Here is a 21513-nt window from a genome sequence, read left to right as displayed (position 1 = left end):
CGTCAGGATGCGTATGTTAAACAGTGCGATGAGCGTGGTGATCCTTGCCGCAGGCAAAGGTACCCGCATGTATTCCGATCTGCCTAAAGTGCTCCACACGCTGGCAGGAAAGCCAATGGTGCAGCATGTTATTGATGCAGCTAATGAATTAGGCGCCAGCCAGGTGCATCTGGTTTATGGACATGGCGGCGATCTGCTGAAAAAAACGCTGCGTGACGACAATCTCAACTGGGTGCTACAGGCAGAACAGTTGGGTACAGGTCATGCAATGCAGCAGGCTGCACCCTTCTTCGCTAATGATGAAGATATCCTGATGCTCTACGGCGACGTCCCGCTGATCTCCGTTGAAACCCTCACTCGCCTGCGTGAAGCCAAACCGCAGGGCGGCATCGGTTTGTTGACCGTCGTGCTGGACGATCCAACCGGCTATGGCCGCATCACGCGTGAAAACGGCAACGTGACGGGGATTGTTGAGCATAAAGATGCCACTGACGAACAGCGCCAGATTCAGGAGATCAACACCGGCATCCTGATTGCGAACGGTGCGGATATGAAGCGCTGGCTGTCTAAGCTTAATAATAACAACGCGCAGGGTGAGTATTACATCACCGATATTATTGCGATGGCGTACCACGAAGGGCGTGAAATTGCCGCCGTTCATCCGGCGCGCATCAGCGAAACGGACGGCGTGAACAATCGCCTCCAGCTTTCCCGTCTTGAGCGTATTTATCAGTCCGAGCAGGCCGAAAAGCTGCTGCTCGCGGGCGTTATGCTGCGCGATCCGGCGCGTTTCGATCTGCGTGGCACGCTGACCCACGGACGTGACGTTGAAATAGATACTAACGTTATCCTGGAAGGTAACGTCACGCTGGGCAACCGCGTCAAAATCGGCGCCGGCTGTGTGATTAAAAACAGCGTGATCGGTGACGACTGCGAAATCAGCCCGTACAGCGTGGTGGAAGATGCCCATCTTGAGGCGGCATGTACCATTGGCCCGTTTGCGCGTCTGCGCCCGGGCGCTGAGCTGCTGGAAGGCGCTCATGTAGGTAACTTCGTGGAAATGAAAAAAGCGCGTCTGGGTAAGGGCTCTAAAGCCGGTCATTTGACCTATCTGGGCGATGCGGAAATTGGCGACAACGTAAACATTGGTGCAGGGACGATTACCTGTAACTATGACGGCGCCAATAAGTTTAAAACCATCATCGGTGATGACGTGTTTGTAGGCTCCGATACCCAGCTGGTGGCGCCTGTCACCGTGGGCAAAGGCGTGACCATTGCCGCCGGGACAACCGTTACGCGCGATGTGGCCGAGAATGAGCTGGTGTTAAGCCGCGTTCCGCAGGTCAGCAAGCAGGGCTGGAAACGCCCGGTGAAGCAGAAGTAACAACAAGGCGGGTGGCGCTATGCTTACCCGCCCTACGATTGAGTAGGCCTGATAAGGCGTAGCCGTCATCAGGCAAACCCGGGTGAGGAGATAAATATATATCTCCCCCCACAAGCAGTACCCATAAAAATAACCCCACTCTCTACAAGGCTCGGGGCGCCCGGAAAGGGCAAATACAGGTCAGCGACAACGCATGGCATAACGCCATAATCAGGAAATCTAACTATGTGTGGAATTGTTGGCGCAGTTGCGCAGCGTGATATTGCTGAAATCCTTCTCGAAGGTTTACGTCGTCTGGAATACCGTGGTTACGACTCTGCCGGTCTGGCTGTCGTTGATGCAGAAGGTCATATGACCCGTCTGCGCCGTCTCGGTAAAGTGCAGATGCTGGCCCAGGCTGCGGAAGAACATCCGCTGCACGGTGGCACCGGTATTGCGCATACCCGCTGGGCGACCCACGGTGAGCCATCTGAAGGCAACGCACACCCGCATGTGTCTGAACACATCGTGGTGGTGCATAACGGCATTATCGAAAACCACGAACCGCTGCGTGAAGAACTGAAAGCGCGCGGCTATACCTTCGTCTCTGAAACCGACACCGAAGTGATTGCTCACCTGGTGCACTGGGAGCTGGCACAGGGCGGTACACTGCGTGATGCGGTGCTGCGCGCTATTCCTCAGCTGCGTGGTGCTTACGGTACGGTGATCATGGATTCCCGCGACCCGTCCACGCTGCTGGCCGCGCGTTCCGGTAGCCCGATGGTGATTGGTCTGGGCATGGGTGAAAACTTTATCGCTTCCGACCAGCTGGCGCTGCTGCCGGTTACCCGTCGCTTTATCTTCCTGGAAGAGGGAGACATTGCCGAGGTGACACGTCGCAGCGTCACCGTATTCGACACCAAAGGCGAGCAGGTTAAGCGTCAGGAGATCGAATCAAACCTGCAATACGACGCGGGCGACAAAGGCGCTTACCGTCACTACATGCAGAAAGAGATCTACGAACAGCCAAACGCCATTAAAAACACCCTGACCGGTCGCATCAGCCATGGTGAAGTGGATCTGAGCGAGCTGGGCGCCAATGCCAACGAACTGCTGAGCAAAGTCGAGCACATTCAGATCGTGGCCTGCGGTACCTCTTATAACTCCGGTATGGTCTCGCGCTACTGGTTTGAATCCCTGGCGGGTGTGCCGTGTGATGTGGAAATCGCGTCTGAGTTCCGCTATCGCAAATCTGCGGTGCGTCGTAACAGCCTGATGATCACCCTTTCTCAGTCTGGCGAAACGGCTGATACCCTGGCGGCGCTGCGTCTGTCTAAAGAGTTGGGTTACCTGGGCTCGCTGGCCATCTGTAACGTGCCGGGCTCTTCGCTGGTACGTGAATCCGATCTGGCGCTGATGACCAAAGCCGGGACTGAAATTGGCGTGGCTTCCACCAAGGCGTTCACCACTCAGTTGACCGTTCTGCTGATGCTGGTGGCGAAACTGGCGCGTCTGAAAGGTCTGGATGCCTCCGTTGAACACGACATCGTGCATGGCCTTCAGGCGCTGCCGAGCCGTATCGAGCAGATGCTGTCTCAGGACAAACGCATTGAGGCGCTGGCTGAAGACTTCTCTGACAAACATCACTCCCTGTTCCTGGGGCGTGGCGATCAGTATCCGATTGCGCTGGAAGGCGCGCTGAAACTGAAAGAGATCTCTTACATTCATGCTGAAGCTTACGCGGCAGGTGAACTGAAACATGGCCCGCTGGCGCTGATCGACGCGGATATGCCGGTTATCGTGGTGGCACCGAACAACGAACTGCTGGAAAAACTGAAATCTAACATCGAAGAAGTGCGCGCCCGTGGTGGTGTTCTGTACGTCTTTGCGGATAAAGATGCCGGTTTCGCCAGCAGCGATAACATGCACATCATTGAGATGCCGCATGTGGAAGAGGTGATTGCGCCGATCTTCTACACCGTACCGCTGCAACTGCTGGCTTATCACGTCGCGCTGATCAAAGGCACCGACGTTGACCAGCCGCGAAATCTGGCGAAGTCCGTTACCGTAGAATAATATTATATATCTCTTAGGAATAACCCCGTTAATTTATGATTGCGGGGTTATTTTTAGTTCAAAACATAAATATTTTCTGAAAAACAACCTTTCCCTCTTCTTATTAAATAAAAACTAATTACAGTGTGCCGTCTTTTCATGTGATATAAATTTATATTAAGTGACAGTTACGCTTATATTTATTCTTTTATTCCACTAATGATAATTAATAAAATATTTTTTCTCCTTGTTATTTTTATTTATCAGTTTACTATTTCCTGGCCGGAATAGTTCGGCAATATCAGTTTTAATAATGAAACATGATTATTTATAACTTCAGGATAGTGTCATAATGAATGGAAAACTTTTTAAAAGCGCATTAGTTTGCTCATCTTTGCTTTTTGGTTTGCAGGCGCACGCGGGGAACGGCAATGGTACTGTGCACTTCACAGGCGAAATTATTGACAGCGCCTGTGAGGTTTCTACGCTAACACGAAATCAAACCGTTGACCTTGGTAAAGTCAATAAATCCACCTTTTCTGGTGTAGGCTCGACGGCTTCCGTACAGGCTTTCCAGATCGATCTTGAAAATTGCCCTGATACATATAAAAAAGCCACCGCTCGCTTCGATGGTACAGAAGATGGAGACGGTTACCTTAAACTGAACGCTGGTGGAGCAACAGGGGTTGCCGTAGCCATCTACAACCGTGCTGACAACAGCTTGCTGAAACTCTACAACCAGTCAGCCAGTGTAGATATCGGCGCTGATGGCAAGGCGACACTGCCGTTCATGGCTCGCTATATTGCTACTTCTGCAACCGTAACGTCAGGTGTGGCAAATGCGGATTCTGAATTTACTATCACTTACAGTAATTAATTTCTAGATTTCCAAAATATAATCAGGCCTGGCAAGGCAGGTTTCTTTACGTCTAATGGACAGCGAAACCTCACAGGCCTGTCACAGGATATGATATGCGCAGGCGTTTTATCGACATTTTTATTATTCTTTTTTTAGTCGTGTGTGCCTCTCCCTCCTGGGGTGGAATTATTATTGGTGGCACGCGGGTTATTTTTCCCAGCAATAAAACAGACACTACTATTTCTGTAATAAATAATGATGCTTCCTTACCCTATCTGATTCAGGCATGGGTTGATCCTTTTTTGTCCACAGACAAAACGAAATCACCGTTTACCGTTATTCCTCCTGTTTCAAGGCTGGAGCCAAAACAGGAGCGCGTATTGCGCATTATTAAAACAAAAGGCGATTTACCCACCGATCGGGAATCCGTCTTTTGGCTGAACGTAAAGAATATTCCTCCCACGCCGGATAAACAGTCCAGCAAGCTGGAAATCGCGATTAAAACGCGCATGAAGTTATTCTGGCGGCCTGCCAGCATTACTGAAAAGCCTGAAACCGCCAGCCTGAAAGTTATCTGGCGCAAACAAGGCAATACCCTGATGGTGAATAATCCTACGACTATTCATATCAACGTTATCGATGTTGCTGTAGACGGCAAACCGCTGGATTTGGCGATGATTAAGCCCTTTGAGACGCTCAACATTCCCTTACCCGCTGGTGTCGCGAGTAAGACGCTCACCTGGCATAGCATCAACGATTATGGCTCGATAAGCGACGTCATCAAGCAACCCCTTTGACTCAGGCGAGATGGTTAACGTTGAAGCGCATCTATTTTATGTTATCCCTGGCATCGCTGTGGGTCAGCGGGCACGCTGCTGGTGAAACCTTTAACGCACGGTTGTTAGAAATTGGACATCCGGTCGACGTTGATATCAGTCAGTTTAGCCGGCCCGATAATCTCCCTGAAGGGGATTATCAGGTTGATATTTATATCAACGAGCGCTTTTTTGAGCGCCGTGAAATCCATTTTTTTAGAACAAATAACGAGAGCGCACTCCAGCCCTGTTTCCGCGACTTAAAAAATACGCTGGCTACGTTTGGCATAAAAGTGGATGCCATAAAAGCGCTGGCTACGGTTAACGCCAGCCGCTGCGAGCCCGTTCCACCGCTTACGGGAGCTACATGGGTTCTGGATGACGAAAAGCTCGCGTTACGAGTCTCTATCCCGCAGATTTATATGGATTCTTCAGCGCGTGACGCCATTCCGCCTTCACGTTGGGATCAGGGTATTAATGCCCTGATGGTGAACTATGATTTTTCGACCACCCAGACGTTGAAATCAGACTATGACAGTGACGATCTGTATTATCTGAACATGCGTAGCGGTATTAACCTTGGCAGCTGGCGACTTCGCAACTACAGCACCTTCAACGCAGTCAACAGCAACGGCAGTTATCATTCTGCGAGTACTTATTTACAACGTGATATTGCCAGCCTGCGTAGCCAGATAATGATAGGGGATACCTGGACGGCAAATGATCTGTTCGATAGCAGCCAGGTGCGCGGCGTGCGCCTGTATACCGATAATGACATGCTGCCGGATAGTCTGAATGGCTTCGCACCCGTCGTCCGGGGCATTGCTAAAAGTAATGCCGTCGTCACCATTCGTCAGAATGGCTACATTATCTATCAGTCTGCTGTTCCTCAGGGGCCGTTCGCCCTGACCGATCTCAACACTACCAGCAGTGGGGGCGATCTCGACGTCACGATCAAAGAAGAAGACGGTAGTGAGCAGCATTTTACCCAGCCTTATGCTTCCCTGGCGATATTGCGGCGTGAAGGCCAGACGGACTTTGATATCAGCATTGGCGAACTGAACAACAGCGATCGCTATTCACCTGACTTATTGCAGGCTCAACTTTTACGTGGCATGCAAGGGGGAATGACGCTTTATGGCGGCACACAGTTAGCTGAGAATTACACTGCCATAGCGGCTGGTATTGGTCAGGATCTCGGCGAGATCGGGGCAATATCAATGGATGTCACCCATGCGGCGTCTCGTTTTGTCGATGACACGGAGCAGGGGCAATCCTGGCGTTTTCTCTATTCCAAAACGTTCGATGTAAGTAATACCAGCCTGCGAATAGTAGGCTATCGCTATTCAACGGAAGGATTCTACACCCTGGATGAGTGGGCTTCCCGCAGGAGCGATAGCGAGACGTTCTGGCAAACGGGTAACCGCAGAAGCCGTCTGGAGGGAACGTGGACACAACCTTTTGCGCAGGGGTATGGAAATATTTATCTGACGCTGAGTCGGGAACAGTACTGGCGAACGGATAACGTTGAACGGCTGATCCAGATTGGTTACAGCAACAGCTGGAAACAGATGACGTGGAATGCGTCATGGAACTATACCGATACTGCGAATCATCACGATGGTGACTGGGAAGAGGGTGGCGAAAACGAACACGTTTTCATGCTGACACTCTCGCTTCCGCTTTCCCAGTGGTTACCGAACACCTATGCCAACTATAACGTTACTGGCAACAATAAAAACAGCGTCTCCCATCAGGTCGGCCTGAACGGAAGACTGCTTCAGAACAACAACCTGAACTGGAACATACAGCAATCCGTTGATGAAAGTGGCGGCAGTACGGGGGGGAATGCTGGACTGGCCTGGGACGCTACTTATGGCTCCATGAAAGGTAACTATGCCTGGAGCAACGAAGCCCGAAGTCTCAATTACGGCGTCAGCGGCGGCATTTTACTGCATTCAGAAGGTGTCACCTTCTCACAGGAAATGGGTGAAACCGTCGCGCTGGTGAAAGCTCCCGGGGCGGTGGGCCTGGCGGTGGAAAACAGCAGCGGCATCGCAACGGACTGGCGCGGCTACACCGTAAAAACGCAGCTGTCACCCTATGATGAAAATCGTATCGCAATTGGCGACAGCGACTTTGCCTCTGGCAATGTTGAACTGGAAAAAAGCGTCCAGAATCTGGTTCCTACGCGTGGCGCGGTAGTAAAAGCGGAATTCGTTACGCATATCGGCTACCGCATTCTGTTCAATGTTCATCTCAGCAATGGCAAACCTGCGCCTTTTGGGGCAACGGGATCGGCAACGCTGGATACCGGAAGCGTTACGGGCATTGTCGGAGAAGAGGGCGAACTCTATCTCTCAGGCATGCCGGAAAAGGGACAATTTACGTTGACGCTCAACGACGGCGCAACCTGTCGGGCGGAATACACGCTTCAACAACAGCCTGACGCTGGACTGGTGCAGATGCCCGTCACGTGTCGATAAAGGATTAAAATGAAACTGCAATACGGTCTTTTAGCCTTACTGACCTGCGTCTTTTATGCGCATGCGGCCCCAACCGGCTACTGCGCGCCAGACAATGGCAAATATCATAACTACCTGAATTTTACAGAGCAGTTTTCCATTACGGACAATATAGCCGGAACGTCAACGCTTATTAATGTGAATAACAACAATACCTCGTTTAAAGGTACCTGCTACTGTCTGACCGGGCCGAATCAGAGTTACGATCATACCTATATCACCAGCGTCGTTAATCCGGCGCTGGTGCCTGCGGGAAGCAGGAACAATGTCGCCTATTTTAACCTGAATGATAACGTTGATATCGGCCTGCTTGTTTACATACTCGGTGTCGGTTATACGGCCGTGCCCTTTGATCATCTGCCTAATAAAACCGGTACTCCCTATCAATGTCACAACGGCGTAAGTTCCGCCACCACGTTTTATAGCGGCGGCTCGGGGCAGATCTATTTGTACGTTAAAAAAGCCTTCACCGGGGTGATGACGATCCCGGCGACGGTGGTGGCGAATATCTATGCCACGATCGATCCGCGTACCGTCTCGAATGAGATTATTTCTGATGTGATTGTTCAGGGAACAGTGACGGTTCCTCAATCCTGTGAGATTGACGAGGGGCAGGCCATTGTTTTTGATTTCAATAAAATCCTGGCGTCAGAGTTTTCGTCGACGAAAGGGAAAGCGCTGACCGATCGCAAAATCACGCGTACCGTGAACATCAAATGCACCAATATGATGTTCTACGACAAGCTCGGCGCAACCCTGCATGCCTCAGCCGTGGCTTCTGATAATTCGATGATTGCGACGGACAACGAAGACGTAGGAATTAAGGTCTACGACAAATACAATCGGGAAGTGAATACGAATGGCGGCACCCTTGAAGCGGAAACGACTAAAATTCCCGACATCATGGGGGATACGCTGGGATCGCTGACGTTTTCAAGCGCGCCTGCCAGCGCAACGGGAGCGAGACCCAAACCAGGCCAGTTCAATGCAACGGCAACTCTGACGATTGAAATCGCACATTAAAATGACAACGGCTGTTTATGACAGCCGTTGTCATATCAGCTACGCTAAAACTGTTTCATTACAAAAAAGATGACAAAAATATGACCATGTCGTGAATTAATGGCTATATTTTTCAAGTGGTTACATCTGTCGCTGGCTTTGTCATAAAACTGTCATATTTCGTACATTTATCTGTCACCTGTTTGTCCTATTTTGCTCATCGTAGCCACTTAAACAATGATTTACGAAATCCTTGCAGGAGACATTATGAAAGTTATGCGTACCACTGTCGCAACTGTTGTCGCCGCGACCTTATCGATGAGCGCTTTCTCTGCCTTTGCAGCAGCAAGCCTGACTGGCGCTGGTGCAACCTTCCCTGCGCCGGTGTATGCCAAATGGGCGGATACCTACCAGAAAGAGACCGGTAACAAGGTCAACTATCAGGGTATCGGCTCCTCCGGTGGCGTAAAACAAATTACTGCGAATACCGTTGATTTCGGCGCATCCGATGCTCCGCTGTCTGATGAAAAACTGAATCAGGAAGGCCTGTTCCAGTTCCCGACCGTGATCGGCGGCGTTGTGCTGGCTGTTAACATCCCTGGCCTGAAATCAGGCGAGCTGGTGCTGGACGGCAAAACCCTGGGTGACATCTACCTGGGCAAAATCAAAAAATGGGATGACGAAGCCATCACTAAGCTGAACCCGGGCGTTAAGCTGCCTTCGCAGAATATCGCGGTGGTTCGTCGTGCTGACGGCTCTGGTACCTCTTTCGTGTTCACCAGCTACCTGGCGAAAGTGAACGAAGAGTGGAAATCTAAAGTCGGTTCCGGCTCTACCGTTAACTGGCCAACCGGTCTGGGCGGTAAAGGCAACGACGGTATCGCAGCCTTCGTACAGCGTCTGCCTGGCTCTATCGGCTACGTAGAGTATGCCTACGCTAAGCAGAACAACCTGGCTTACACCAAACTGGTTTCTGCCGACGGCAAACCGGTTAGCCCGACCGAAGAGAACTTCGCCAACGCCGCGAAAGGCGCTGACTGGAGCAAATCCTTCGCGCAGGACCTGACCAACCAGAAAGGCGACGATGCATGGCCTATCACGTCTACCACCTTCATTCTGGTCCACAAAGAGCAGAAGAAGCCTGAGCAGGGTGCTGAAGTGCTGAAGTTCTTCGACTGGGCATACAAAAATGGCGGCAAACAGGCTAACGATCTGGATTACGCCAGCCTGCCAGACAGCGTGGTTGAGCAGATCCGTGCTGCATGGAAAACCAACGTGAAAGACAGCAGCGGTAAAGCACTGTACTAACAGGATATATTTAACGAAGATGGCGGGTGGCGCGCAGCGATCCCGCCCTACGGTTCATCCTGTAGGCCCGGTAAGCGTCAGCGCCACCGGGCATATTCGTAAAAACGTCTCAAACAGAAGAGTAATTTATGGCTGCAACCAAGCCTGCATTTAACCCTCCGGGTAAAAAAGGTGACATGATTTTCAGCGCGCTGGTGAAACTGGCTGCGCTGATTGTGCTATTGCTGCTGGGCGGCATTATCGTGTCCCTGATTTTCTCCTCCTGGCCGAGCATTCAAAAATTTGGTTTCGCCTTCCTGTGGACCAAAGAGTGGGATGCGCCGAACGATATTTACGGTGCGCTGGTGCCGATTTACGGCACGCTGGTGACCTCTTTTATCGCCCTGCTGATTGCGGTTCCGGTGAGCTTTGGTATTGCCCTGTTCCTGACGGAACTGGCGCCAGGCTGGCTGCGACGTCCGCTGGGTATCGCCATTGAACTGCTGGCGGCCATCCCAAGTATCGTTTACGGCATGTGGGGCCTGTTTATCTTCGCGCCGCTGTTTGCGACGTACTTCCAGGAGCCGGTCGGTAACGTTCTCTCTGCCATTCCGTTTGTGGGAGCGCTGTTCTCCGGCCCGGCATTCGGTATCGGCATTCTGGCGGCAGGTGTGATCCTCGCCATCATGATTATTCCGTACATTGCGGCGGTCATGCGCGATGTCTTCGAACAAACCCCGGTGATGATGAAAGAGTCGGCCTACGGCATCGGCTGCACCACCTGGGAAGTTATCTGGCGCATCGTCCTTCCGTTCACCAAAAATGGGGTGATTGGCGGCATTATGCTGGGCTTAGGCCGCGCGCTGGGTGAAACCATGGCGGTCACCTTTATCATCGGCAACACCTACCAGCTCGACAGCGCCTCGCTTTATATGCCGGGGAACAGTATTACCTCCGCGCTGGCGAACGAATTTGCCGAAGCGGAATCCGGGCTGCACGTCGCGGCGCTGATGGAACTGGGCCTGATCCTGTTTGTTATCACCTTTATTGTGCTGGCTATCTCCAAGCTGATGATTATGCGTCTGGCTAAAAACGAGGGGGCACGCTAATGGCGACTCTCGACATGCAAAACACCGCTCAGCTTGCGGAATCCCGTCGCAAAATGCAGTCAAAGCGCCGGATTAAAAACCGCATTGCGCTGACGCTTTCCATGGCGACGATGGCGTTCGGCCTGTTCTGGCTGATCTGGATCCTGATGTCCACCATCACCCGGGGTATTGATGGAATGTCACTGGCGCTGTTCACCGAGATGACGCCGCCGCCGAACACGGCGGGTGGTGGTCTGGCAAACGCCCTTGCGGGCAGCGGCCTGCTGATCCTGTGGGCGACCGTTTTCGGTACGCCGTTGGGCATCATGGCGGGTATCTATCTGGCGGAGTATGGCCGCAAGTCCTGGATCGCTGAAGTCATCCGCTTTATTAACGACATTCTGCTTTCTGCCCCGTCGATTGTGGTAGGTCTGTTTGTTTACACCATCGTGGTGGCGCAAATGGAACACTTCTCCGGCTGGGCGGGTGTGATTGCGCTGGCGCTGTTGCAGGTGCCTATCGTTATTCGTACCACTGAAAACATGCTGAAACTGGTACCGGACAGCCTGCGTGAAGCGGCTTACGCGCTGGGCACGCCAAAATGGAAGATGATTTCGGCGATCACCCTGAAAGCGTCCGTCTCGGGGATCATGACCGGTATCCTGCTGGCTATCGCCCGTATCGCCGGTGAAACCGCACCGCTGCTGTTTACCGCCCTCTCCAACCAGTTCTGGAGCACGGACATGATGCAGCCGATCGCCAACCTGCCGGTGACGATCTTTAAATTTGCGATGAGCCCATTCGCGGAATGGCAGCAGCTGGCCTGGGCCGGGGTGCTGATCATCACCCTTTGCGTACTGTTGCTGAACATTCTGGCGCGCGTCATTTTCGCGAAGAAGAAACACGGTTAAATTTTTACGGCGCGGCAGCTCGCGGCGCCGAATGAGGAAATGAGTCAATGAGTATGGTTGATACTGCCCCGGGTAAGATTCAGGTTCGTGATTTGAACTTCTACTACGGCAAATTCCATGCCCTGAAGAATATCAACCTGGATATCGCAAAGAACCAGGTAACGGCATTTATCGGTCCGTCCGGCTGTGGCAAATCCACGCTGCTGCGCACCTTTAACAAAATGTATTCGCTCTATCCGGAGCAGCGCGCAGAAGGTGAAATTCTGCTGGACGGTGACAACATCCTGACCAATACCCAGGATATCGCCCTGCTGCGTGCGAAAGTGGGGATGGTGTTCCAGAAACCCACGCCGTTCCCGATGTCGATCTATGACAACATCGCCTTTGGTGTGCGTCTGTTTGAGAAGCTCTCCCGTGCGGATATGGACGAGCGCGTGCAGTGGGCATTGACCAAGGCCGCATTATGGAACGAAACCAAAGATAAACTTCACCAGAGCGGGTACTCTCTCTCCGGTGGTCAGCAGCAGCGACTGTGCATTGCGCGCGGTATCGCCATTCGCCCGGAAGTCTTGCTGCTGGATGAGCCGTGCTCAGCCCTGGACCCGATCTCAACCGGGCGTATCGAAGAGCTGATCACCGAGCTGAAGCAGGATTACACCGTGGTGATCGTGACCCACAACATGCAGCAGGCTGCACGTTGTTCTGACCACACGGCGTTTATGTACCTGGGCGAGTTGATTGAGTTCAGCGATACGGACGCGCTGTTCACCCGTCCGGCGAAGAAACAAACCGAAGATTATATTACTGGCCGCTACGGTTGATTTGCCTTAGTGCATGTGGAGAAACCATGGACAACCTCAATCTTAATAAACATATTTCCGGCCAGTTTAACGCAGAGCTGGAAAGCATTCGCACCCAGGTGATGACCATGGGCGGCATGGTCGAGCAGCAGCTTTCTGATGCGATCACGGCGATGCACAACCAGGACAGCGAGCTGGCGAAGCGCGTTATTGAAGGCGACCACAACGTCAATATGATGGAAGTCGCCATCGACGAAGCCTGCGTGCGCATCATTGCGAAGCGTCAGCCGACGGCGAGCGACCTGCGTCTGGTGATGGCGATCATCAAAACCATCGCCGAGCTGGAGCGTATCGGCGACGTGGCGGATAAAATCTGCCGTACCGCGCTGGAGAAATTCTCCCAGCAGCACCAGCCGCTGCTGGTGAGCCTGGAGTCTCTCGGTCGCCACACCGTGCAGATGCTGCACGACGTGCTGGACGCTTTCGCGCGCATGGATCTGGACGAAGCGGTCCGTATCTACCGTGAAGACAAGAAAGTTGACCAGGAATACGAAGGCATTGTGCGTCAGCTGATGACCTACATGATGGAAGATTCTCGTACCATTCCAAGCGTACTGACCGCGCTGTTCTGTGCGCGCTCCATCGAGCGTATCGGTGACCGTTGCCAGAACATTTGCGAATACATCTTCTACTTCGTGAAGGGGCAGGATTTCCGACACGTGGGCGGCGACGAGCTGGACAAGCTGCTGGCGGGTAAAGATCCGAAAGAGTGATGTGTGTGGCGGGTGGCGCTAACGCTTACCCGCCCTACGTTAATTTAACGTGTAATATCCCACCCGCGCGCCTTCCACAGCGCTGGCAGTTGCGCCAGATCGGTAAAGGTCGTCACTTTTGGATGATCGATCGGCTTGTTGTGCGGATCGGCGCAGAAGTAAAACACCTCCATCCCCGCATCAATCCCCGACTGCGCGCCCGCAGACGAGTCATCCACCAGAATGCAGTTCTCCACGTTGACGTTCATCGCCTTCGCCGCGTGGAACATCAGCGCCGGATCGGGTTTCCAGCGCTGGATATCGTAGCCGCTGAACAGTTTTTCCGGGATGTGGTGCAACATCTCCAGCTTGCCGAGCGAGTGCTGCATTTTGCTGACCGGGCCGTTTGAGACCACGCAGATCGGCACTGTCATCGCATCCAGCAGCGTGTTAGCGCCAGCGATAACTTCCAGCTCGGCGTCGAAGAGGCGTGCGACCTCGGCGCGGTACACCGGTTCCAGATCCGCTTTTGCCAGATCCACCCCGTGCTCTTCGTTAATTATGTCGATGATCTCGTACAGCTTCACGCCCTTAAAGCGTTTAAACACCTCTTCGAGATCGAGCGTAATACCAAATTCCTGGAACATGGCGACATACGCGCGGGAACAAATGACCTCACTGTCGACCAGCGTACCGTCACAGTCGAAAAATACCGCTTCAATTCCGGACATGCCTTTCCCTTTTAACAAGTTTAACGTTTTCGTACGGCAGTTCACCGGGACGCAATCGTTGCCGTATAAGCAAAATCAATGAAAAAAGTATCCCGTAACCGCCACTATTGTCGCATTTTGGTATAGGATAGCGACGAATTTTCCCTCCTTGTTCGGAAATTGATGATGAGTCAACAACACACTACCCAGACGTCTGGTCAGGGGCTGCTTGAGCGCGTGTTCAAACTGCGCGAGCACGGCACAACGGCACGCACCGAAGTGATCGCCGGTTTTACTACCTTCCTGACGATGGTCTATATCGTTTTCGTTAACCCGCAAATTCTGGGCGTGGCTGGCATGGACACCAGCGCCGTCTTTGTAACCACCTGTCTGATCGCAGCCCTAGGCAGCATCCTGATGGGTGTTTTCGCTAATCTGCCCGTGGCGCTGGCCCCGGCAATGGGTCTGAATGCGTTCTTTGCGTTCGTGGTGGTTCAGGCGATGGGCCTGCCGTGGCAGGTTGGGATGGGCGCCATTTTCTGGGGCGCGGTCGGCCTCCTGCTGTTGACCATCTTCCGTGTGCGCTACTGGATGATTGCGAACATTCCCGTGAGCCTGCGCGTGGGCATCACCAGCGGTATCGGTCTGTTTATCGGCATGATGGGGCTGAAAAACGCTGGCGTTATCGTGGCGAACCCGGAAACGCTGGTGAGCATTGGTAACCTGACCTCTCACAGCGTGCTGCTGGGCGTGCTGGGCTTCTTCATCATCGCGATCCTGGCATCGCGCAACATCCATGCTGCGGTGCTGGTCTCTATCATTGTGACCACGCTGCTGGGCTGGATGCTGGGTGACGTACATTACAACGGTATCGTCTCTGCGCCACCGAGCGTCTCTACCGTGATTGGTCACGTTGATCTGGCGGGCTCGCTGAACCTGGGACTGGCCGGGGTGATTTTCTCCTTCATGCTGGTCAACCTGTTTGACTCCTCCGGTACGCTGATTGGCGTGACCGACAAAGCGGGTCTGGCGGATGAAAAAGGCAAATTCCCGCGCATGAAGCAGGCGCTGTATGTGGATAGCATCTCGTCCGTCGCTGGCTCTTTCATTGGCACCTCATCTGTTACCGCTTACATTGAATCCTCTTCCGGTGTGTCCGTGGGCGGTCGTACCGGCCTGACGGCGGTAGTTGTGGGTCTGCTGTTCCTGCTGGTGATCTTCCTCTCTCCGCTGGCGGGGATGGTGCCACCATACGCGGCAGCCGGCGCGCTGATCTACGTCGGCGTGCTGATGACCTCAAGCCTGGCGCGCGTGAAGTGGGAAGATCTGACGGAAGCCGTTCCGGCATTTATTACCGCGGTGATGATGCCGTTCAGCTTCTCGATCACCGAAGGTATCGCGCTGGGCTTTATCTCTTACTGCGTGATGAAAATCGGTACTGGCCGCTTCCGCGAACTCAGCCCGTGCGTGATTATTGTGGCGCTGCTGTTTGTGCTGAAGATTGTGTTTATTGATGCACACTAAGATGCTGGTGGTGTCAGGTGGCGCTTCGCTTACCTGACCTACTGACGAGTGTAGGCCCGGTAAGCGCTAGCGCCACCGGGCTTTTTTATCAGGTTTTAACCCGCTTAATATAATCCCCAAACGCGGTCAGCTGGCCAGAGAGATGGTCACGCGTACTCTGATCCACCACTTCACCCGTCTGCGGGTCGACCTTGTTCTGAATCACGCCGCCCATAAATTCCGGCTTGTTCATCACCATTGCATCCAGGAACACCAGGATCTGACGCAGATGATACTGGCAGCGCGCGCCGCCAATGGCGCCCATTGAGCTGGTCTGGATCAGCACTGGTTTACCAGACAGAGGCTGCTCCGGTAAACGGGACAGCCAGTCAATGGCGTTCTTCAGACCACCCGGCACCGAGTAGTTATACTCAGGCGTCACAATCACCACGCCGTCAGCCTGACGGATCTGCTCGGCTATCGCTTCCACGCTCTGCGGGAACCCTTCTTCCTGCTGAACGTCAGCATCATAAAGCGGGATGTCGCCAATGGATGGCAGGGCACTGATCTCCATTCCCGCAGGCGCCAGCTGCGGCAGCGTACGGGCAACCATCCCGTTAAAAGAACCTTTGCGCAGGCTTCCCAGTAACGTAACAACTTTCAACGTATCAGACATGATTACTCCTGTTTCATCATGATGACCCTGGACGGATCAGCTATGGGTGTATGCTTTTTCTGCCGGTAAACTGGTTAATCGCATCAGGCGCGCGGCGGGCTCGTTGGCGCGCTCAGGTACATCCGGAAGACTACGCCAACCGCGAGTGCTGTCAAACTCCCAGATTTTCAGCCGTTCGATGGCGGGGGTCACCGCAACGGACCAGATCAGTACGTCCTCAGCGTCGCTGAGCGCCTCTACCAGCGAGGCTTTTGTTGCGCGCAGGCGTCCGGAGCCGGGGAGCAGCTGCAACAGGCTGGCGTCGTCTGACGCCGCGCCGCTCAGTTTGCGGATGCTCTGGCGAAGGGTGATGAGCTGCGCTCTGGCTTCAACGGGGTCGTTCTGGTTACGTATCCACAGCTTTTCATTGCTGGAGAGCGGGTATTCATCGAGCGCGTTCGCACCATGGAAGCTGCGCGTGACGCGTTGCAGCTCCATATCCAGGCCGCAATCACCTTCAGTCGTCAGCGCGACGCCAACAATGTTGCCGGTGTACGCAATGGAAAAATGGGGGAGTGCCGGGTCAGCAAAAACCGGGCGACCTTCTGGCTGGGTGAGTATGTCCGGTAATTCGCTGGTGCCGTACAGCATAAAAAGCAGTTCTGCGAGGAGCGCTCTGGAAGCTAAAAACCGCGTCCTGCGGTGTTCAGGTAGTTTGAGCGCCTCACTGTGACAGGCTGAAGATATTCTGGCCGATACGAGATGCCCTTCCGTTAATGTTCCTCGTGCAAAATGCGTAGCCATTTTTCGCTCCTTGATAATGGTCGTAGTCGGTTAAACGGTTACATGATTATCGCTTAACTCAGCTTCTGTTTTAATCAGTAAATGGAAATAAGAGAAGCCTGAGCACCGAACTTTACATTATCTTAGGCAAAAACCTGACCTGGTGCGGTATACAGCGCTTTAATCGTCTCACGCAGCCAGAGGATTTTCGGATTATGGCTGTTCCGTTTATGCCAGATCAGCGTGAAGGGGACGGTGAGCTTTTCTGCCTGCGCCTCATCGATGGGAATGGGCAGACAGACCAGATTACGCTGGTGGAGTTGATTGTAGTGATGGCAGTAGTGCGGCGCAGTGGCAATGTAGTTGTGATCCGGCTGGGCCGCCATAAACATCGACTGCTCAAAACCGGGCAAACTCATGGCGATGTTACGCTCCCGCCCCATCTCCCTTAGCACCTCGTCGAGCGCCCAGGTGTCGCTGCGTTCCCAGAAGATGCTGATATGCGGGTAGCGCAGAAACGTCTCCAGATCCCACGCTTCCTGGAGCGCGGGATGATCCTCGCGCAAATACACACACGGACGGTCACTGAACAGGATTTCGTAGTCGATAAACCACGGCATCAGCTTTAGCAGTTCGCGCGAGCGAGGGTGCGTTTCACGCCCGGTGAAGCCCAGATCCACTTCTCCGCGCGTAATGGCGTCCAGCGAATCGTAATCCCATTGGCGCAGCTTCACCGTCGCCTGTGGATAACGCTGATTCACCTGCTCCAGCAGGGTATTAAAGCGGATCAGCATCAGCGGTGTTTCGGCGGCGAGCACAAACTTAAGCCCGCCTGGAGAGCTATGGTGGAATTTATCGAGGATCTGGTTGCCAATCTGCATCCAGTCGGCCAAATCCTGTTCCAGACTCACCGTCAGCGGTGTGGGCAATAGCCCTAAAGGCGTTTTCACAAACAGCGGATCGTCGAACCAGTCGCGCAGCTTCGCCAGCGATTTACTCACCGCGGACGGCGTCACGTTCATCCGCTTCGCGGCTTTGGTGACGCTGCGCTCCTGCAACAAAAGTTGCAGGCAAAGTAAAAGATTAAGATCGAGACTGCTGATGGGCTTCTTCATAGTGCGCCGCGGGCTGGATGACCATAAGTAAGGTAATGCAGAGTATGCTACAGCCAATCAGAACCCCGATCAGCATATTCAGCGCGTTAAGGCCGATCACCGCCGCCAGCCAAATCCATAGTGACGAACCGCAGACCTGCGCAATGCCCAGCACCGAGCTTGCCACGCCTGCCCGCAATGAAAACGGGCCAAGTGCCTGACTCATCGCCACACCAAAGCCGACGGAGAATCCGGCGCAGATCAGAGTAATGCCCACCAGCATCACAGCGTGTGAGGTGGCAGTCGCCAGGATCACGCCTGCGGCGAGGAATAGCGTCTGTGAGGTGAGCATCAGCGTGCGCTGGCGGAAGATGTTGAGCGCAAAGGGCGTGGAGAATGAGACCGCCATGCTCACCATCGCGGTTAGCGCCATCACCGTCGAATACTCACCGCGATCGAAGCCCATCGTCTCCATCAGCAACACCGGGGAAACGTTTACATAGGTAAGGATCACCGCCACGCTAAGCGTGGTGATTGCCAGTCGACTCAGGAAAAAGCGATTCATCAGCTTTTCAGCCGGATGGAGGGTTGCGGTGTGATATGGCTGTTGCGAACCGGGATGGGTCTCTTTCAGCACCGTCACGGACAGGATAAAGACGATGGCGCCCATTGCGGCCATGGTCCAGAAAAGACTCTGCCACGGAAATTTAAGCATAATCAGGTAGCCAACAACCGGTGCCAGCACCGGGATGATGCAGGTAATGCCGTTCAGCATCGACAGCACTTTAGCGCGGCGCTGGGCGCTCAAGGTATCGCGCAGAATGGCAAAGGCCACCACGTAACAGCCGCCTGCGCCAATGCCCTGGATAAAACGTCCTGACAGGAACATTGTGCTTTCCTGCGCCACTGAACAGAGTACTGATGCCAGCGCAAAGATAACTGCACCCGTAATCGCGACGGGCTGGCGGCCTGCTTTATCCGCGATTTTCCCGGCAAATACCATCGACGACGCCAATCCCGCGAGGTAGGCCGAAAACGCGATGTGCAGTTGCGCCTCGCTGGCACCCAGATCGCGGGCAATATGCGGTAGCCCCACCAGATACATATCAATGCCGGACGGATACAGCAGAACCAGCGCAAAACTACAAAACAGAAAACGAGCCATAAATCCCCCATAGATGCAGGCAAGCAGGATAGGGGGCATGGGGCGATTACGCGAGTTGCCATTTGGATAATGGTGATTTCCTGGCAGGACATCACTATAACGGAGCTGAATAAGTGAGCTACTGTATTCGATGATCTGTCGTCTGAACACGGCTATGGGTTGCTAAACAAGGAGGCTTGCAACTACCCCCAGACTCTCGCCATTCCCTCACTTTCCGGCCGGACTAATTCAAAACCGAACTTTGCGTAGAGTGCCGGTACATCAGCCACCAGAGAGACATAAGCGCCTTTGTAAGCATGACGGTCCAGCCAGTGAATAATGCTTTCCATAATGAGCCGGCCAAGGCCACGCCCCTGATGAGCGGGATCGACGGCAATATCGACTATCTCGAAGTTTAATGCTCCGTCGCCAACAATACGTCCCATACCGACAGGCACTCCCTGCCAGAGAATGTGTACGCCATAACAGCTTCGTGGCAAACCCACTTTGGCTGCTTCTGGCGGTCGTGCTGACAAGCCCGATATGCTACGTAAGCGACAAAAATCTTCGACTGAAGGAACAGATTCAACGACGGTGTATTCGGCAGTCATGATTATTACCATTAACAAAAAATTAACTTTTAGCAGTCTGGGGGGGTAATGGCAATGCCTGAAACGACTCGGGTGTCGGCCAGAGAATGATAAGAGGATAATAAAAACCTGCATTAACAGGAAGTTAATGCAGGTAAGTGGGCGTTTATGAACCTGGCGTCATTTACCAATACAGAAGCTCGAGAATATCCGGCCCAGCAGATCGTCCGACGTAAACTCCCCGGTGATCTCGCTCAAATTCTGCTGCGCCAGACGCAGCTCTTCCGCCAGCAGTTCACCGGCCCACGCGCCGATCAGCTGGGCTTTACCCTGCTCAAGGTGGCGAGCCGCCTCTTCCAGCGCCTGCAAGTGACGACGACGCGCCAGGAAGCCGCCCTCCATGCTGGTGTCGAAGCCCATGCTCTGTTTGAGATGGCTACGCAGGGCTTCCACGCCTTCCCCGGTACGGGCCGACAGGCGAATCAGTGAGTGACCATTCACATCGCTGATACCCAGCGTTTCGCCGGTCACGTCTGCCTTATTGCGCACCACGGTGATCGGCAGTTTAGCCGGGAGACGGGCGATAAAGTCTGGCCAGATTTCAGCCGGATCAACGGCGTCGGTTGTGGTGCCGTCCACCATAAACAGCACGCGGTCGGCCTGCTCGATCTCCTGCCAGGCGCGTTCGATACCGATACGCTCGACTTCATCGCTCGCATCGCGAAGACCAGCGGTGTCGATGATGTGCAGCGGCATGCCGTCGATGTGTATATGCTCGCGCAGGACATCGCGGGTGGTACCGGCTATGTCGGTCACGATCGCCGCTTCACGGCCCGCCAGGGCGTTCAGCAGGCTCGATTTTCCGGCATTAGGGCGACCAGCAATCACCACCTTCATCCCTTCACGCAGCAGGCTGCCCTGGCGCGCTTCGGTGCGGACGGCATCGAGATCGTTCATCACCTGGTTGAGCTGAGCTTCAATTTTACCGTCTGAGAGGAAGTCGATCTCCTCGTCCGGGAAGTCGATAGCCGCTTCGACATAGATTCGCAGGTGAGTAAGTACTTCCACAAGGTGATTCACGCGTGCGGAAAATGCCCCCTGCAACGAGTTCAGCGCGGAGCGGGCTGCCTGTTCGGAACTGGCGTCGATTAGGTCGGCAATCGCCTCGGCCTGCGCCAGGTCGAGCTTATCGTTCAGGAAGGCACGCTCGGAGAACTCACCCGGCTTTGCAATGCGCAGGCCTGGCAGGGTCAGAATACGTTTTAACAGCAGGTCGAGGATCACCGGGCCGCCGTGACCCTGAAGCTCCAGCACGTCTTCGCCGGTAAAGGAGTTTGGGCCGGGGAACCACAGCGCGATGCCCTGGTCCAGCGGTGTGCCGTCGGCATCCTTAAACGGCAGATAATCAGCGTAGCGCGGCTTTGGCAGTTTACCCAGCACCGCTTCGGCCACCTCACGCGCCTTCAGGCCGGAGATGCGCAGAATGCCTACACCACCGCGTCCCGGTGGGGTTGCCTGGGCGACGATAGTGTCGTTATGGCTCATGGTTGCTCTCGTTCAATACAAATAAAAAAGGC

19 protein-coding genes are annotated in these 21513 nt (G+C 53.8%); 12 read left to right on the top strand and 7 right to left on the bottom strand.

The window, feature by feature from the left end; translation table 11 throughout:
• Positions 1–13: 13 nt before the first annotated feature.
• The 11 genes from glmU (at position 14) to phoU (ending at position 13478) form a co-directional block, all read left to right on the top strand.
• Complete coding sequence (gene glmU / locus RHN82_RS09605) at positions 14–1384, top strand: bifunctional UDP-N-acetylglucosamine diphosphorylase/glucosamine-1-phosphate N-acetyltransferase GlmU (RefSeq protein ID WP_047050602.1); 1371 nt, start codon at positions 14–16, stop codon at positions 1382–1384.
• Between the two features lie 225 nt (positions 1385–1609).
• Complete coding sequence (glmS, locus tag RHN82_RS09600; protein WP_047050604.1) at positions 1610–3439, top strand: glutamine--fructose-6-phosphate transaminase (isomerizing); 1830 nt, start codon at positions 1610–1612, stop codon at positions 3437–3439.
• A 331-nt stretch (positions 3440–3770) separates the two neighbouring features.
• Positions 3771–4295, top strand: coding sequence for a fimbrial protein (locus RHN82_RS09595; RefSeq protein WP_047050605.1), 525 nt, complete (start codon positions 3771–3773; stop codon positions 4293–4295).
• Between the two features lie 95 nt (positions 4296–4390).
• Entirely contained in the window at positions 4391–5074 is a 684-nt protein-coding gene (locus RHN82_RS09590; protein ID WP_047050606.1) for a fimbrial chaperone, read from the top strand.
• A gap of 38 nt (positions 5075–5112) precedes the next feature.
• Complete coding sequence (locus RHN82_RS09585; protein ID WP_047050608.1) at positions 5113–7578, top strand: fimbria/pilus outer membrane usher protein; 2466 nt, start codon at positions 5113–5115, stop codon at positions 7576–7578.
• Between the two features lie 9 nt (positions 7579–7587).
• Entirely contained in the window at positions 7588–8640 is a 1053-nt protein-coding gene (locus RHN82_RS09580; protein ID WP_047050610.1) for a fimbrial protein, read from the top strand.
• A gap of 246 nt (positions 8641–8886) precedes the next feature.
• Positions 8887–9927: a phosphate ABC transporter substrate-binding protein PstS gene (pstS, locus tag RHN82_RS09575; RefSeq protein WP_017383706.1), complete on the top strand. Its 1041-nt coding sequence runs from the start codon at positions 8887–8889 to the stop codon at positions 9925–9927.
• A 128-nt stretch (positions 9928–10055) separates the two neighbouring features.
• Complete coding sequence (gene pstC / locus RHN82_RS09570; RefSeq protein ID WP_015570141.1) at positions 10056–11015, top strand: phosphate ABC transporter permease PstC; 960 nt, start codon at positions 10056–10058, stop codon at positions 11013–11015.
• Entirely contained in the window at positions 11015–11905 is an 891-nt protein-coding gene (gene pstA / locus RHN82_RS09565; protein WP_003861156.1) for a phosphate ABC transporter permease PstA, read from the top strand. Before pstC ends, pstA begins: the two co-directional genes overlap by 1 nt.
• A 47-nt stretch (positions 11906–11952) precedes the next feature.
• Positions 11953–12726: a phosphate ABC transporter ATP-binding protein PstB gene (gene pstB, locus RHN82_RS09560; RefSeq protein ID WP_003861154.1), complete on the top strand. Its 774-nt coding sequence runs from the start codon at positions 11953–11955 to the stop codon at positions 12724–12726.
• Between the two features lie 26 nt (positions 12727–12752).
• Entirely contained in the window at positions 12753–13478 is a 726-nt protein-coding gene (phoU, locus tag RHN82_RS09555; RefSeq protein WP_003861153.1) for a phosphate signaling complex protein PhoU, read from the top strand.
• A 44-nt stretch (positions 13479–13522) separates the two neighbouring features.
• Here the strand turns inward: phoU and yieH are convergent, their stop codons facing one another.
• Positions 13523–14188, bottom strand: coding sequence for a 6-phosphogluconate phosphatase (yieH, locus tag RHN82_RS09550; protein ID WP_047050613.1), 666 nt, complete (start codon positions 14186–14188; stop codon positions 13523–13525).
• Positions 14189–14353: 165 nt separating this feature from the next.
• On the opposite strand from yieH, the gene adeP reads away from it, so the two are divergent.
• A complete protein-coding gene (adeP, locus tag RHN82_RS09545; protein ID WP_017383704.1) occupies positions 14354–15691 on the top strand; it encodes an adenine permease AdeP in 1338 nt (445 codons plus the stop codon).
• Between the two features lie 88 nt (positions 15692–15779).
• Here adeP and RHN82_RS09540 read toward each other — a convergent pair whose 3' ends face one another.
• The 6 genes from RHN82_RS09540 to mnmE form a co-directional block, all read right to left on the bottom strand.
• Positions 15780–16346: an NADPH-dependent FMN reductase gene (locus tag RHN82_RS09540; protein WP_047050616.1), complete on the bottom strand. Its 567-nt coding sequence runs from the start codon at positions 16344–16346 to the stop codon at positions 15780–15782.
• Between the two features lie 36 nt (positions 16347–16382).
• Positions 16383–17129: a 4'-phosphopantetheinyl transferase superfamily protein gene (locus tag RHN82_RS09535; protein ID WP_047050618.1), complete on the bottom strand. Its 747-nt coding sequence runs from the start codon at positions 17127–17129 to the stop codon at positions 16383–16385.
• A gap of 122 nt (positions 17130–17251) precedes the next feature.
• Complete coding sequence (gene yidZ / locus RHN82_RS09530; protein WP_047050619.1) at positions 17252–18223, bottom strand: HTH-type transcriptional regulator YidZ; 972 nt, start codon at positions 18221–18223, stop codon at positions 17252–17254.
• Positions 18192–19367, bottom strand: a complete 1176-nt coding sequence (locus tag RHN82_RS09525; RefSeq protein WP_047050621.1) for an MFS transporter — start codon at positions 19365–19367, stop codon at positions 18192–18194. The genes yidZ and RHN82_RS09525 overlap by 32 nt, the downstream gene beginning before the upstream one ends.
• A gap of 182 nt (positions 19368–19549) precedes the next feature.
• Positions 19550–19957, bottom strand: coding sequence for a GNAT family N-acetyltransferase (locus tag RHN82_RS09520; protein ID WP_045343935.1), 408 nt, complete (start codon positions 19955–19957; stop codon positions 19550–19552).
• Between the two features lie 159 nt (positions 19958–20116).
• On the bottom strand, positions 20117–21481 hold the full coding sequence (mnmE, locus tag RHN82_RS09515) for a tRNA uridine-5-carboxymethylaminomethyl(34) synthesis GTPase MnmE (RefSeq protein ID WP_047050623.1): 1365 nt from the start codon (positions 21479–21481) through the stop codon (positions 20117–20119).
• Positions 21482–21513 lie beyond the last annotated feature (32 nt).

It is taken from the genome of Enterobacter cloacae complex sp. EB5 (assembly GCF_031432835.1).
Classification (GTDB): Bacteria; Pseudomonadota; Gammaproteobacteria; order Enterobacterales; family Enterobacteriaceae; genus Enterobacter; species Enterobacter hormaechei_C.
The sequence above is the reverse complement of the archived record's forward strand: the minus strand, read 5'-3'. Positions and strand labels throughout refer to the sequence as shown.

Excerpts from the sequence above, each read along its gene's own strand:
- yidZ (WP_047050619.1), bottom strand. The coding sequence starts at position 18,223 with ATGAAGAAGCCCATCAGCAGTCTCGATCTTAATCTTTTACTTTGCCTG.
- yieH (WP_047050613.1), bottom strand. The coding sequence starts at position 14,188 with ATGTCCGGAATTGAAGCGGTATTTTTCGACTGTGACGGTACGCTGGTC.
- adeP (WP_017383704.1), top strand. The coding sequence starts at position 14,354 with ATGAGTCAACAACACACTACCCAGACGTCTGGTCAGGGGCTGCTTGAG.
- RHN82_RS09520 (WP_045343935.1), bottom strand. The coding sequence starts at position 19,957 with ATGACTGCCGAATACACCGTCGTTGAATCTGTTCCTTCAGTCGAAGAT.
- RHN82_RS09595 (WP_047050605.1), top strand. The coding sequence starts at position 3,771 with ATGAATGGAAAACTTTTTAAAAGCGCATTAGTTTGCTCATCTTTGCTT.
- pstC (WP_015570141.1), top strand. The coding sequence starts at position 10,056 with ATGGCTGCAACCAAGCCTGCATTTAACCCTCCGGGTAAAAAAGGTGAC.
- phoU (WP_003861153.1), top strand. The coding sequence starts at position 12,753 with ATGGACAACCTCAATCTTAATAAACATATTTCCGGCCAGTTTAACGCA.
- pstB (WP_003861154.1), top strand. The coding sequence starts at position 11,953 with ATGAGTATGGTTGATACTGCCCCGGGTAAGATTCAGGTTCGTGATTTG.
- pstA (WP_003861156.1), top strand. The coding sequence starts at position 11,015 with ATGGCGACTCTCGACATGCAAAACACCGCTCAGCTTGCGGAATCCCGT.
- glmU (WP_047050602.1), top strand. The coding sequence starts at position 14 with ATGTTAAACAGTGCGATGAGCGTGGTGATCCTTGCCGCAGGCAAAGGT.
- RHN82_RS09535 (WP_047050618.1), bottom strand. The coding sequence starts at position 17,129 with ATGGCTACGCATTTTGCACGAGGAACATTAACGGAAGGGCATCTCGTA.
- RHN82_RS09540 (WP_047050616.1), bottom strand. The coding sequence starts at position 16,346 with ATGTCTGATACGTTGAAAGTTGTTACGTTACTGGGAAGCCTGCGCAAA.
- RHN82_RS09585 (WP_047050608.1), top strand. The coding sequence starts at position 5,113 with ATGTTATCCCTGGCATCGCTGTGGGTCAGCGGGCACGCTGCTGGTGAA.
- pstS (WP_017383706.1), top strand. The coding sequence starts at position 8,887 with ATGAAAGTTATGCGTACCACTGTCGCAACTGTTGTCGCCGCGACCTTA.
- mnmE (WP_047050623.1), bottom strand. The coding sequence starts at position 21,481 with ATGAGCCATAACGACACTATCGTCGCCCAGGCAACCCCACCGGGACGC.
- RHN82_RS09580 (WP_047050610.1), top strand. The coding sequence starts at position 7,588 with ATGAAACTGCAATACGGTCTTTTAGCCTTACTGACCTGCGTCTTTTAT.
- RHN82_RS09525 (WP_047050621.1), bottom strand. The coding sequence starts at position 19,367 with ATGGCTCGTTTTCTGTTTTGTAGTTTTGCGCTGGTTCTGCTGTATCCG.
- RHN82_RS09590 (WP_047050606.1), top strand. The coding sequence starts at position 4,391 with ATGCGCAGGCGTTTTATCGACATTTTTATTATTCTTTTTTTAGTCGTG.
- glmS (WP_047050604.1), top strand. The coding sequence starts at position 1,610 with ATGTGTGGAATTGTTGGCGCAGTTGCGCAGCGTGATATTGCTGAAATC.